Source organism: Microbacterium sp. 22303, assembly GCF_052045265.1.
GTDB lineage: Bacteria > Actinomycetota > Actinomycetes > Actinomycetales > Microbacteriaceae > Microbacterium.
Window position 1 is genome coordinate 71967 of sequence record NZ_JBQEOQ010000002.1, and the last position, 13779, is coordinate 85745.

The 13779-nt window shown below is 71.8% G+C and carries 11 protein-coding genes; 3 read left to right on the top strand and 8 right to left on the bottom strand.

Annotation, left to right across the window (positions count from 1 at the left end):
- Positions 1-48 precede the first annotated feature (48 nt).
- Positions 49-1464, top strand: a complete 1416-nt coding sequence (locus tag ACTJI8_RS06065; RefSeq protein ID WP_440732524.1) for an MFS transporter — start codon at positions 49-51, stop codon at positions 1462-1464.
- Positions 1465-1511: 47 nt separating this feature from the next.
- Here the strand turns inward: ACTJI8_RS06065 and ACTJI8_RS06070 are convergent, their stop codons facing one another.
- Positions 1512-1943, bottom strand: coding sequence for a MepB family protein (locus ACTJI8_RS06070; RefSeq protein WP_440732525.1), 432 nt, complete (start codon positions 1941-1943; stop codon positions 1512-1514).
- Positions 1944-2298: 355 nt separating this feature from the next.
- Positions 2299-2865, bottom strand: coding sequence for a MarR family winged helix-turn-helix transcriptional regulator (locus ACTJI8_RS06075; protein WP_440732526.1), 567 nt, complete (start codon positions 2863-2865; stop codon positions 2299-2301).
- A gap of 155 nt (positions 2866-3020) precedes the next feature.
- Here ACTJI8_RS06075 and ACTJI8_RS06080 point away from each other — a divergent pair, with 155 nt between their 5' ends.
- Together ACTJI8_RS06080 and ACTJI8_RS06085 are read left to right on the top strand one after the other, a co-directional pair.
- Entirely contained in the window at positions 3021-3980 is a 960-nt protein-coding gene (locus tag ACTJI8_RS06080) for a hypothetical protein (protein WP_440732527.1), read from the top strand.
- Between the two features lie 105 nt (positions 3981-4085).
- Positions 4086-5003: a helix-turn-helix transcriptional regulator gene (locus ACTJI8_RS06085; protein ID WP_440732528.1), complete on the top strand. Its 918-nt coding sequence runs from the start codon at positions 4086-4088 to the stop codon at positions 5001-5003.
- A gap of 228 nt (positions 5004-5231) precedes the next feature.
- Here ACTJI8_RS06085 and ACTJI8_RS06090 read toward each other — a convergent pair whose 3' ends face one another.
- The 6 genes from ACTJI8_RS06090 to ACTJI8_RS06115 form a co-directional block, all read right to left on the bottom strand.
- On the bottom strand, positions 5232-6446 hold the full coding sequence (locus ACTJI8_RS06090) for an MFS transporter (RefSeq protein WP_440732529.1): 1215 nt from the start codon (positions 6444-6446) through the stop codon (positions 5232-5234).
- A gap of 103 nt (positions 6447-6549) precedes the next feature.
- A complete protein-coding gene (locus tag ACTJI8_RS06095; RefSeq protein WP_440732530.1) occupies positions 6550-7329 on the bottom strand; it encodes a hypothetical protein in 780 nt (259 codons plus the stop codon).
- 1 nt (position 7330) lies between these two features.
- The gene (gene dcd / locus ACTJI8_RS06100; RefSeq protein WP_440732531.1) at positions 7331-7936 is read right to left on the bottom strand and encodes a dCTP deaminase; all 606 of its coding nucleotides are present in this window, start codon (positions 7934-7936) and stop codon (positions 7331-7333) included.
- 22 nt (positions 7937-7958) lie between these two features.
- The gene (locus tag ACTJI8_RS06105; RefSeq protein ID WP_440732532.1) at positions 7959-8654 is read right to left on the bottom strand and encodes a response regulator; all 696 of its coding nucleotides are present in this window, start codon (positions 8652-8654) and stop codon (positions 7959-7961) included.
- A complete protein-coding gene (locus ACTJI8_RS06110) occupies positions 8651-10018 on the bottom strand; it encodes a sensor histidine kinase (protein WP_440732533.1) in 1368 nt (455 codons plus the stop codon). Before ACTJI8_RS06110 ends, ACTJI8_RS06105 begins: the two co-directional genes overlap by 4 nt.
- Positions 10015-13779: an efflux RND transporter permease subunit gene (locus tag ACTJI8_RS06115; protein WP_440732534.1), complete on the bottom strand. Its 3765-nt coding sequence runs from the start codon at positions 13777-13779 to the stop codon at positions 10015-10017. The genes ACTJI8_RS06110 and ACTJI8_RS06115 overlap by 4 nt, the downstream gene beginning before the upstream one ends.

Consider the following 13779-nt stretch of genomic DNA (forward strand, 5'->3'; position numbering starts at 1 on the left):
TCGGCGCGCCGCTACCTCTCGTTCACCCCCACCCACGAGACTTCCTGCATGAGCAACGGCGATCATCCCGAACCCCAGGCGACCGCGAACAGCGGAGCCGTCGCGGTGGTGGGCCTCGAGCTGCGCGGCGACGAGCCGGCGCCGAAGAAGCAGATCTACTCCTGGGCGCTCTGGGATTGGGCGACGCAGCCGTTCCACTCGGTGATCCTGACCTTCATCTTCACCGCGCTGTATCTGACGTCCGACGCATTCCTGCCGGCCGACCTCGCCTCGCTGGCCGACAAGGACCCGGCCAAGGTCGCCGGCATCGCCGAGCTCACGAGCGGCCTCGGGCTCGGCGGTACCATCGCCGGCTTCGCGATCCTGCTGCTCGCGCCCGTGCTCGGACAGCGTGCCGACGCGGCCGGCCGCCAGAAGCTGTGGCTCGGCATCGGCACCGGCGCCCTGATCCTGTGCATGCTCGGGCTCTGGTTCGTCACCCCGACGCCGTCTCTGTTCTGGCTGGGCGTCGCGCTGATCTCTGCCGGCGTCGTGTTCAGCGAGATCGCCTCGGTGAACTCGAACGCGATGCTCATCTCGATCGCGAATTCGAAGACGGTCGGACGAATCTCGGGCCTCGGCTGGGGCTTCGGCTATCTGGGCGGCATCGTCGCGCTCGTGCTGGTGATCGTGTTCTACATGGCGGACTGGTTCGGGCTCTCCGCAGACGGCGGTCTGCCGTTCCGCATCATCGCCGTCGGCTGCGCGGTGTGGGCGATCGCCTTCTCGATCCCGATCTTCCTGAACGTGCCGGAGCCGTCGCTGGGACGGGCGGACCGGAAGGTCGGCTTCTTCGCGTCGTACGCGCTGCTCGTGAAGGACGTGATCGGGCTCTACCGCAACCCGAGCACACGCACCACGTTCTGGTTCCTGGTTGCGAGCGCGGTGTTCCGCGACGGCCTGGGCGCGGTCTTCACGTTCGGCGCCGTGATCGCGAGCACGGTCTTCGGCTTCAAGTTCATCGAGCTGGTGATCTTCGGCGTCGCCGCGAACCTCATCGCGGGCGTGTCCACGATCCTGGCCGGGCGTCTCGATGACCGCTGGGGCCCGAAGCGGCTGATCCTCATCTCGCTCGCCTGCATGTGCGTCGCGGGCATCGCGGTGTTCGCCCTGGTCGACACCGGGCGGATCGCCTACTGGATCGGCGGCCTGATCCTGTGCGCGTTCGTGGGACCCGCGCAGTCGGCAGGGCGGTCGTTCCTGGCCCGGGTCACCCCGGCCGGCCGCGAGGGCGAGGTCTTCGGCCTCTACGCCACGACGGGGCGGGCGGCGAGCTGGATCGCCCAGGGCGCCTGGACGGTGCTGATCCTGCTGACCGGCAACACGAAGTTCGGGATCCTCGGAATCGTGGCGGTGCTGCTCGCCGGCCTCCTCCTGCTCCTGCCGGTGAAGGAGACGCGGCGCAGCGTCCACCTCTCGCGCTAGGCCGTATCGCCCGCCGCAACCCATCGGCTCACCAGCACCACCTGAGCTCAGAACTCCTGGAACGCGGGCGCTTGAGCACGTTGCGTGGCCGTGGCCTGGACGTTCAAGCCCGCGCACCAGCTCGGATACACCCGGAAGCCACGCTTGCCCGGCCGCCTTCCCGCCGTGATGCCGAGCTCCGTGAGATGCGCGCCGGTGAACCGGAACACCCCTCTCCGACCCTGCTGCTCCACGAAGACGAGCAGACCCGCAGCGGGATCGTCCTCGCCGAACGGCGCCGTGCTCCCCTCAGCGTCTCGTTGCCAGAACGCGACGAAGGCGCCCGGCTTGGTCGGAGTGTTACGCGCGGTACGGATATGCCAGGCCTCGTCGCAGATCTGGACGATCCCGGACTCGTAGTCGCTGTTCTGCATCTCGGGGATGACTTCGGCCGCCATGCCCACCCCCGCCGAGTACGCCGCAAAGGCAGTGAAACGCATACAGCCACGCTAACCTGCCGAGCCGTCAGCCCTGGGCCGAGGAAGGATGCCTCGATCGACGCGCCCCAGGCCCGATCTCGGCAGAGCACATCCGGCGGCCCGGACCTCCGCCCGGCCAGTTCAGGTCGCACTCTCTCCACTCAGGTCGCACTCTCTCCACTCAGGTCGCACTCTCTCCACTCAGGTCGCACTTTCTGCGCCGAACGGCGGCTCCGAAGAGCAGAAAGTGCGACCTGAAGCGGATCCGGCCGAAGCGGATTCGGCTCGCGGCGGAGCGGTCGCATAGCCCCGCCGAACCCGCCGGACCCCGCGAGACCCTGCGGGGTCGCCGCGCCCTGAGCGACAGACCGGCCGCTCAGCGCCAGTTGGCGGCGACCTTGGCCAGCAGGCGGGCGAACTCGGCCTGCTCCTCGGCCGTCAGCGCCGACATCGCCGTTCGCAACGCCTCGCGCCGGTCGCCGCGGATGCCGCGGCCCATCCGCCGCCCCTCGTCGGTGAGCACGATGCGGGTGCGACGGGCGTCGTCCGGGTCCGCCTCGCGAAGCAGCCAGCCTCGTTCCACACCCTGCTGCACGAGGCGCGATGCGCGCGGCTGATCCACGCCGATCGCCTCACCCAGCGCGCTCACGCTGAGCGGGCCCTGGGCCAGCGCCTCGAGCATGCGCAGCCGCGCAGGCGCCTCGCCGCGAGCACCGCCCCACGGCCCCGCCCCGCGCGCGAGCGGATCCCCGTGCGCGGCTCCGTGCGCGCCGCGCACGTGCGGACCGCCGCGGCCGCGGAATCCGTCGCCACCATGCCCGAAGTCGGGATCGTGCATCCCGTGCCGATGCTCGCGCGGCGGGCGCAGGCCCCGACCGCGCAGTAGGCCGAGCGCCGCGACGATCGCGTCGAGGGGATCCGGGTTCTCGGCATCGTGAGGCATGCTCCGATTTTACATGCGACTTGACATGGATCCGGATTGCATGTCACACTGCATATACATGGCAGATGACATGGATCCGGAGAGTCCGGAGAGGCAGCCCCGCCGCGAACGGCGCCGAGCAGCCGGTCATCGCCCCGAGACCTGAAGGACTTCGCATGAACACCGCAGAGAACAACACACAGAACACGCCCACTGACCGGAGCCGCCCGTTCGGCTTCTGGATCACCGCCGTCGACCGCCTGATGGCGGCCAAGTTCGCCACCGCGTTCGAGGACGAGGGGATCACCCGCCGCGACTGGCGGATCCTCAACGTCATCGACGGCACCGTTCCGACGGGCCGCGAGCTTCCGGCCGGCAAGGTTCGCCGCCTGGTCGCGCTCGGCTGGGTCGAGCCCGGCGCTGAAGGCTGGGCGCTCACCACGGACGGCACGGCCGCCAAGGCTCGCCTGACCACCGCCGTCGAGGAGATCCGCGCGCAGGTCGCCGGTGCCCTCGAGCCCGACGAGTTCGCCACGATGACGGGCTCCCTCGAGAAGCTCGCCCGCAGCCTCGGCTACGAGGAGGGCACTCGCCTGCCTCGTCGTCGCGCCGGCGAGCGCCGCGAGGGCGGCCACGGCCGTGGCCACCGCAGGCACCACCGCGGATACGGCGACCACCGCCGCAGCCACGGTGAGCACCGCCACGAGGCCGGGTTCGGACACGGCGAGGCCGGCTTCGGACGCGGCGAGCGCTTCGCCGGCGGCGAGCGTCCGGGCTTCGGCGAGCGCCCCGGCTTCGGCCGGTTCGCCGACCACCCCGGCTTCGGCCGCGAGTGGCTGCAGCGCGAGCACCTCCGTCAGGAGCACGCCCGCCACCAGCGCCGTTGCGACGGACACGCCGACGGTGAACGTCAGCACGGCGAGCACTCGCACGGCGAGCACCAGCACGGCGAGCACTCGCACGGCGAGCGCCGGCACGGCGAGCACCGGCACGGCGAGCGTCAGCACGGCGAGCACTCGCACGGCGAGCGCCGGCACGGCGAGCACCGGCACGGCATGGGCCCGCGCGGCGGATTCCACCGGCACACGCCGGAGCAGATCCACATCCACCTGCACGGCAGTCGTCACGACGGCTGATCCGCTTCCCCTTCCGGCCCCTGTCCGCGCACGCGGCAGGGGCCGGACCCGTCTCCTCCGCCGGCCGCCGGAATAGAGGCCGCGCGGCCTCGGTTTCCCTTCCACATGACACTTCTCGCCCCGGACAGGACGACGCCCGCCGTCGTCGTGCCGGGCGCGATCCCGCCCACCGGCGGCGCGGTCGATGCCCTTCTCTCGGCTGTCGACGTGCGGCTGATGCGGCAGGTGCGGATCGCACCGGATCCGGCCGAGACCATCGCGCTGGACCGCGACGCGCTGTCGATCGTGTACGTCATCGACGGCGCCGTGCACACCCGCTGCGGCGACAAGCCGATGTCCCTCGCGCGGGGCGACGCCATGCTGACGCCGGGACGCGTGCCGATGTCGGTGAAGACCGATCCCGGTACCCGGATCCTCGTCTCCACCCTCACGCTGGTGCCGCACGCGGCGCACATCGCGAACGCCCTGCCCGACGTGGCTCTCGTGCGCGATTTCGCCCACCATGAGCCGGCGGCGGCCGCGCTGGCCGCCCAGGTCGGACTCGATCTCACGGCCCTGCCGGTCGACGCCGCCGCGTTCGAAGCCGCCGGCCGCGACGGCGACGCCGTGATCTGCCGCATGATGGCGAACACCGTGCTCGCGTCGGTGATCCGCGCCTGGGCCGCGCACGGCTGCGCCCCCGCGGGGTGGCCGGCGCGCACGAGCGACCCCTTCCTGGAGAAGGTGATCGACGCGATCCATGCCGCACCCGGCAACGACTGGAGCGTCGAGGGTCTCGCCAGCGTCGGCGCCATGTCGCGGACGGTGTTCGCGGAACGCTTCCGCGCCGCCTTCGGCACCTCGCCCGCGAGCTACGTGACCGAGGTGCGGATGCGCGCCGCCCAGGACCGGCTCGTGCTCGGCTGCCTCGTCAGCGAGATCTCCCGCGACCTCGGCTACAGCTCCGACGAGGGCTTCAGTCGCGCCTTCCGCCGCCGCACGGGTCAGACCCCGACGGCGTGGCGCGAAGCTCGCACCGCCTGACGCGCCCGCGGAATTGCGGTGCGCTGCTCCGCTCAGCGATCCGCGCGGTCGCGGACGACGTCCGGCTCGCTGTCGCGCCCGGACCGGATCCGTCTCGGGCGCATCCGCTCCTGCCCGGACGCTTCCGTGATTCCGCAAAAAGGACGATGGCGACTTCTCAGGACGGATCCGCCCGGATCCTCCTGCAGAGTTGCCATCGTCCTCCAGAATTGCGGCGCGCTGCTCCGCTCAGCGATCCGCGCGGGCGCTGATCCTGCTCGATACCCCGAACAGCAGCGCTCCGACCACGAGCACGACCGCGCCGATCACGTAGACCTGGGCGATCCCGATGCCGTCCACCAGCAGGCCGCCGACGCCGGCAGCGGTCATGATCGCCGCCTGGAATCCCATGACCACGAGGCTTCCGCCCGCCTCGAGCCGGTCCGGCATGCGGTGCCCGATCCAGGTGTTCACGATCAGCAGCCACGAGGCGAAGAAGAATCCCCAGACGAATGCCACCACGCCGATCGCCCAGAGGGATCCGGTCATCGCGTCCATCAGCAGTACCGCGCCGGCGATCACGAGCGGGGTGATCACGGCGAGCGTGCGATAGCGGCGGTCGACGATCACGCCGATCGCGATGTTGCCGATGAAGCCGCCGATGCCGAACAGCGCGAGCAGCAGGATGATCGTCCCCTCGGTGATCGCGGCACCGCCCTCCTGCACGCGCTCGAGCGCGACCCGGATGTACGTATAGGCGAGGAAGTGCCCGAGCACCACCAGCACGTGGCCCACCACGCCCAGGCCGATGCCGCGGCGGCGGAACGTCTCGACCAGAGTGGACAGCCGTGCGGCCCCCTCCGCGGGCACGCTCGGGAGCAGGATACGCAGCAGGACGGCGAGCACCGCGCTGGCCGCCGCGGCGATCCCGAAGACCCCGCGCCAGTCGAGCACCTGGCTGAGCAGCACGCCCGCCGGCACACCCGCCACAGTGGCGAGCGACACACCCGCCGAGTTGAACATCATCGCCCGCCCCAGGCGCTCCGGCCCGGCGATCCGCGCGGCGACCGTGACAGACATCGACCAGAAGCCACTCAGCGCGGCGCCCAGCAGCACGCGCGCGACCAGCAGCAGCGGCAGGTTCGGAGCGACCGCGACGATCAGGTTCGACACGGCCGCGCCGATCGCCATCCACACCAGCAGGGAGCGGCGGTCCAGGCGGGGCAGCATGAGGCCGATGGTCGGAGCCACGATGAGCCCGGCGAGCGCCGTCACGGTGACCATCTGCCCGGCCTGACCGGGCGTGACGCCGATCTCGGCCGCGATGTCGGTGAGCAGGCCGCCGGGGAGGAACTCAGCGGTGACGAGCAGGAACGCCGTCGCCATCATGGCGAGCAAGGCGCCGTAGTTCAGCCGGCGCGGGGCGGAAGCCGCGATCGTGGGCACAGGGGCGGTGGTGGTCATGCTTCCAGCCTGGCGCAGGACGGGGGTCGGCGCCCGACCGTGCGTCCGGCCGATCCGACCGATCGTCCGGATCGGATCCGGGCGTGCTCGATCGCGGCGGTTGTCAGAGCAGCGGCAGCACGGCCGGCACCGCGGCGGCGACCGGGAACGGCCAGGCCGCGTTCGCGATGAGCACGGCGATCAGCACGATCGCACCGATCAGCAGCACCACGAGGATCAGGAACACCAGCGCCACCAGGCCGGGGTAGCCGCCTCTACCCGCCTCGGGGGCCGACGGCGGAGATCCTGGCCGCTCCGGCGGGAGCGCAGGAAGCGGCAGTCCGGTCGGCGGCACCGGATCGGAGTCGCGGGCGGGGACCATGCCCGCGGGCGTCGGGTCGGCACGCGGGGGCTTGGCGTCGCGGCGGGAATCCCAGGTCTGCCTCACGGCGGCCCCCGGCGCCGACGGGTGCCCCGTCGTCTGCGCGGTGTCGGGTGCGGCTTCTGTGCCCGACCGGGCCTCGGAGGCCGGCTCGCCGAACAGCGCGGGGTCGGGATCCGCCAGGATCGCGGCGAGGCCCGGAGTCTCCTCCGCGGGCGCTGCCGCCTCAGGGCTGGCGAGCAGTCGCGCGAGCTCGGCGTCGTCCCGGGCGGGCGCGATCTGGGGGTCGGCGAGGATCCGCGCCAGCCCTTCGCTCTCCACGGGCACAGGCGCCGGATCGGCATCACCAGGAAGCGGTGCTGGCTGCGGGAGCGACGTCGGATCGTCGGCACGCCCGGGCTCGGGCGCATCGTGGACGGGCGGCTCAGGGACGACGGACGGGGTCGGCGCGACCGACGTACCGGGCGGTGCGGGCGCGGAGGACGGTTCGTCCCGGGTCGGATCCGTCTCGTCCGCGGTCATGTCAGCCTCCGGTGGATCCCGCGTCGGTGACTCCGACGTCGGTGCGATGGAAGTTCTGGAAGGAGCGCGAGGCGGTCGGGCCGCGCTGCCCCTGGTAGCGGTTGCCGTACGTACCGGATCCATAGGGGTTCTCCGCCGGCGAGGACAGCTGGAAGAAGCACAGCTGACCGATCTTCATGCCCGGCCAGAGCTTGATCGGCAGGGTCGCGACATTGGCGAGCTCGAGCGTGACGTGGCCCGTGAAGCCGGGGTCGATGAAGCCGGCCGTGGAGTGCGTGATGAGTCCGAGGCGGCCCAGCGACGACTTCCCCTCCAGGCGCGCGGCCACGTCGTCCGAGAGCGAGACCTGTTCGAAGGTCGCGCCGAGCGCGAACTCGCCGGGGTGCAGCACGAACGGCTCATCCGGTTCGACCTCGATCAGCCTGGTCAGCTCGGGCTGATCCTCGCCCGGGTCGATGAAGGGGTACTTGTGGTTGTCGAACAGCCGGAAGTAGCGGTCCAGCCGCACGTCGATGCTCGACGGCTGGATCATCGACGGTTCGAGCGGATCCAGTCCGATCCGCCCCGCGTCGAGCCCCGCCCTGATGTCCCTGTCGCTCAGCAGCACGGTTTCAGCGTAGTCGGTGCCGTCACTGCGAGTCGGTCAGGCCGTTGCGGAACGCGAAGACGACCGCCAGCACGCGATCACGCATGCCGAGCTTCTGCAGCACCCGGCCGACATGGGTCTTGACCGTGGACTCGCTCAGCCAGAGCTTCTCCGCGATCTCGGCGTTGGACAGCCCCTGCACCAGTGCGTCGAAGACCTCGCGCTCACGGTCGGTGAGCACCTGCAGCCGCGCCGCGGCGGCGGCGCGGTCGTCGTCCCTCGCGCGGCGGCCGGGGTCCTCCGCGGCGCGGCTGAGCACGCCGAAGCGCCGAAGCAGTTCCGAGGTGACCCTTGGTGCGAGCACGGCGTCGCCGGCGGCCACGGCGCGGATCGCGGCGACGATGTCGTCCGCATCCGAGTCCTTGAGCAGGAAGCCGCTGGCGCCGGCGTCGATCGCACCGAACGCATAGGCGTCGAGATCGAAGGTCGTGAGCACAAGGACGCGGATCCCGCTGCCCGATGCCACGAGCTCCCTGGTCGCCTCCAGGCCGTCCTTGCGGGGCATCTGCACGTCCATGAGCACGACGTCGGGCCGGTGCACGGTCGCGAGCGCCACCGCCTCGATCCCGTCCTGCGCCTCCCCCACCACCTCGATGTCCGGCTGCGCGCCCAGCACCATCGCAAGACCGGCGCGGATCAGGGCCTGATCGTCGGCGATGAGCACCCGGATCGCGGTCATGACGCGCTCCTCGGCAACGCCAGGCGCACGACCCAGCCCCGCGGCGCAGCCGGTCCGGCCTCGAGCGCACCGCCGTAGAGGGCGGCACGCTCGCGCATCCCGAGCAGGCCCCGGCCCACGCGGCCGGAAGGCGCCGTGGGCTCGGATCCCTCCATGCGCACACGCTCCGGCGGAGCACTGTGCCCTGCGCGGGCGCCCTCGGGCGCGACCGGGGTCGTCGCGCCGTCGTCCCGGATCTCGGCGTGGATGGCCTCGGCGGTCACCCGCACCTCGACCCTCACCTGGGTCGGCGTCTCGGCGTGCCGCAGCGCGTTGGTGAGGGATTCCTGCACGACCCGGAACACCGTCATCTGCAGACCCGCCGGGACCCCCTGCGCAGCGCCGGACGCGGATCCGGTGCCGACCGCCTGCTCCGCGCGCCCCAGGTCGAGGTCCAGCCGCACCGGCAGCCCGATCCCCCGGTAGACCTCGGCGAGGCGCGGCAGGTCGTCCAGACCCGTGCCGTTGCGCGTCGATTCCTGCCCGTTCGTCCGTTCGAGCACCCCGATCGCCCGCCGCATCTCGTCGAGGGAGGAACGCGCCACTCCGGCGATCTGGCCCACCGCCTCGCGCGCTCGGTCGGGATCCGCGTCGAAGACGGCCCTCGTGCCGTCGGCCAGCCGCACGATCACGCTCAGCGAATGGGACACGATGTCGTGCACGTCACGGGCGATGCGCGACCGCTCGGCGAGAGCGGCGAGCTGCGCCTCTTGATCACGCTCGTGCTCGAGGATCCGCGCCCGCTCCACAAGCGCCGCCACGTACCGGCGGCGGTTTCCCGCGTTCTGCCCCCACAGCAGTGCGACCAGAAGCAGCAGCAGGTCGAACGCCGCCCAGGACAACGCCGTATCCAGTCGCGAGCCCGAACGGTTCACCGGTGCGAAGCCGAACCCGGTGAGCAGATGGACACCGCCCAGCGCCAGCGTCACCGCATAGGCGATCGCGCCGGCGATCCACGCGCGGGACATCCGGTCGTACACGGCGATCGCGAAGACCGCGTAGGCGACGGCGAACGCTCCCACATCCAGCCAGAACGGCAGCAGTACGAGCGGCAGCGTCAGCGTCACGAGGTACAGCAGCATCGGGTTGCGCCGGCGGAACAGCACCATCACGGTCGCGACGATCGCCACGACCACGAGTCCCAGGCCGATGCCCCAGACTCCGCCGGGCCGCACGACGACCGGGTCCTCCGCGGGGGCCGTCCCGAGCATCGGCACGACCGTCAGCACGACCCAGCTGAGCGTCGTGAGGGCGTCGGCCCAGTGCGGATGGCGCTGCCAGCGCGACGCGGCGCGATCCAGGGCGCGCGCGGAGCCGTCGGTCACGTCGCCAGTCTCCCACGGTCCTCCGGGTCGGCCGAGGCCGCCCGGTCCGCGGTCGTGCGCGACGAGCGTGACGCGGGCTCGCCGGCGCTCAGCGGCAGCGCGGCGGCCGTCTCCGCCTCGGACGACGCCGGATCCTGTCCGTTCTCGAACACCTCGACGCCGGCGCTGCGGCGCTCGCGACGGGCCTCGCGGCGCTCCCGGCGCGCCTGCCTGCGATCGCCGCGGCGCTCGTAGAGCACGACCAGCGCGGGCACCAGCAGCAGGGTGAGCACCGTGGACGAGACCAGCCCGCCGATGACCACGATCGCGAGCGACTGGGAGATGAACGCCCCGCCGCCGGTGATGCCGAGGGCCATCGGGATGAGCGCGAAGATCGTCGCGCACGCGGTCATGATGATCGGCCGCAGGCGCAGGCGCGCGCCGTGCACGACCGCATCGTCGAGTCCCGAGCCGTTCCGGCGGTACTCGTTGATGAGGTCGATCAGCACGATCGCGTTCGTGACCACGATGCCGATCAGCATGAGCATGCCGATGAGCGCCGGGATCCCGAGCGGGGTCCCCGTGATCAGGAGCCCCGCGATCGCCCCCGTCGCCGCGAACGGCACCGAGACCAGCAGGAGGAGCGGCTGCACGAGGGAGCGGAACGTCGCCACCAGCACGATGTATACCAGGGCGATCGCGGCGAGCATCGCGAGCCCGAGCTCGCCGAACGACTGCGCCTGCTCAGCGGCGGCGCCGCCCTCGTCCAGGTTCACGCCGGCTGGCAGGTCGACTCCCGCCACCGCCGTCTGCACACCGTACGACGCCGTGGAAAGGTCGGCTCCCTCCGCGGGCGTGGCCGAGATCGTGACCGCGCGAGCGCCGTCGATCCGGGTGATCGTGGCGGGAGCCGAGACCACATCCACGGCGGCGATGTCGCCGACGCGGATCGGCGTCGCGCGCAGATGCTCGAGGTCGCGCTGCGCCTGCGTGAGCCGGTCGGTCTCGGCCTGCTGGCGCGACCCGTCGGCGATCGCGGTGCGCGCCGCGGAGATCTGCTCGTCGAGGCCCGTCAGCCCGCTCTCGGCCCCGGCCACGGCCTGGGTGAGCTGCTGCACGAGCTTCTGATACTCGAGTGCGCTGAGCTGACCCTGGGTCGCGGGCTGGGGGTCGGCGGGCGGCGGCGAGGCGAGCAGCTGCGCGAGCTGCTCGCGCAGCGCGGCCAGGTCCGCCGCCCCGGAGGAGCGGGCGTCGTACAGCGTGGAGAGCTGCTCATCGGCCTTGTTCTCCGCCTCGGTGCGCGCCTGGGCGGACATCGTCTCCTGCTCGCGCTGCAGTGCATCCGCCGCGTCCTTCTGCGTCTTCTGGGCCTGCAGAGCCGAGATCGGCAGAGTAAGCGCCTTGACCGCCTCGGGGTCCGTCGCGGTCGACTGCGCACGGACCACCAGATCCGTGGCGGTGCCGTCGATGCTGACGGAGCCGAGCCGCTCGCCCTGGACGGCGGAGGAGATCGCCGCCCCCACCTCGGCGGTGGTGAAGCCCTGCGCCGCCGCACGCACGGGGTCGACGGACACCTTCAGCACGGGCAGATCCGCGGCGAGGTCGCTCTTCACCGTGCCGATCCCGTCCACCTTGCCGAGAGCCGCCGTGAGCTTCTCGGAGGCGCTCGCCAGCGCCTTGTCATCGGGGCTCTTCACGATCACATCGATCGAGGACGACGTGGTCTGCGTCGCCTGGGTCGAGACGGTGATGCGGTCGGCCTCCGGGAGCCCGGCGACGGCCTTGCGGATCCGCGGCAGCACGGCCTCGGGATCCGCATCCGGCGCGATCACGATGTCGAGCGTGACCGGCGCCCCCTGCTCACCCGCCGTGGTGCGGTACGAGGCGACCCCGTCGAGATCGCGGACCTTCTTCTCCAGCGCGGTCGCGGCCTTGTCCGACACGGCGAGCGTGGTGTCCAGCGGCATCGTCTGGGTGACGGTCACCGCGCGCTCGTCGGCGAAGCTGCCGAGCATGTCGGTCTTCAGGAAGGTCGCCGCCACGATGGTGCCGGCGAACACGACCACCGAGATCAGCACGACCGTGACCGGCCGGCGCAGCGCGAACAGCAGCGAGGGCAGATAGGCCCGCTGCATGCGCGTGACGCGCTCGGCGGGATCCTGCGCCGCCGCATCAGCGCCCGCGGCGGTCACGCCCGACGTGCCGGCCTGATGCGGATCCGCTACGGCGGCGTCCGTGGGATCCGTGCTCTCGACGGCGGTCATCGCCGCCTGCTCGGCATCCGCGGCCTCGGCATCCGCGACGGCGCCCCTCTTCGGACGGCGCAGGAACCAGTACGCGAGCACGGGCACGATCGTCAGCGACACCAGCAGGGAGGCCAGCAGCGCGATCGTCACGGTCAGTGCGAACGGCCGGAACAACTCCCCCGCCATGCCGCCGACGAGGGCGACCGGCAGGAACACCGCGACCGTCGTCAGCGTCGACGCCGTCACGGCGCCGGCCACCTGGCGCACCGCGGCCAGCACATCGGCAGGGGTGAGCGGTGCGGATCCGCGTCGCCGCGCGATGTTCTCGATCACCACGATCGAGTCGTCGACCACGCGGCCCACCGCGACAGTCAACGCGGCGAGAGTGAACACGTTGAACGAGAAGCCGCCCATGCGCAGCCCGATCACGGCGATCAGCAGCGACAGCGGGATCGACACGGCCGTGATCACGGTCGCCCGGGGCGAGAGCAGGAAGACCAGGATGATGAGCACCGCGAACACGAGCCCGAGACCGCCCTCGACGGCGAGGTCATGGGTCGACTTCTCGATCATCGTGGACTGGTCGAACAGCACCGAGCTCGCCGCATTCGCGCCCAGAGAGGGCAGGGCCTTCGCGACCGCGGCGGTCACCCCGTGCGACACCTGCACGGCGTTCGCCTCGGGCGTCTTGGTGATCGTCAGGCTCAGCGCGGGACGGCCATCGGAGCGCGAGATCGTGCTCTGCGGGACGGGAGCGAGCTCGACGGTGGCGACCTCGGACAGCGCCACGGGCCCCTGCATCGTCGGGATCGGCATCGCGGACAGGCGCTCGATCGAGGTGCCCTCCTGGCCGACCTCGATCGCCATCGCCCGCGTGCCGTCGCTGCTGGTGCCCGCCGGCACCACGACGCCGGCGGTGCGCAGCAGCCCCGACACGGCGGCAGCATCGATCGACCGCGCCGACAGCTTGGCCGGATCCAGGGTCACCAGCACGCGCTCGGAGGCGCGACCCGACACCTGCACCGCCCGCACGCCGGGGACGTGCTCGATGGCAGGGACGAGGGTCTTGTCCACCCGGTCGGCCAATGCGCCGATGTCGCCGTCGCCGGTGATCGCAAGGCTCTGCACCGGGATGTCGGCCGAGCTGCCCGCATAGACCTCGGTGTGCACGCCGTCGGCGGCGGATCCGGCGGCGGACGCCGCGGCCTTGAGATCGGCGAGGATCTTGGTGTCGTCACGTCCGAACGCCCAGTTCACGGTCAGCTGCCCGCTGCCGCTCGAGGTGCTCGTGCGCACTTCGTCCACCCCGGTCACGGCGCCGAGCGCATCGGACAGCGGCTTGACCACGTCGTGGTCGAGGGTCTCGGCCGAGGCGCCGGGCTTCGTCACGAGGACGACCGCCGCGGGCTGCGACATCGACGGCAGCAGCTCCTGCTTCATGCTGCCGGTGGCCCACAGGCCCGCTCCGACGATGAGAACGGTGAACAGGGCCACGACGGCGCGGTTGGCGAGGCTGAGTCGGGTCAGCGGGGTCAC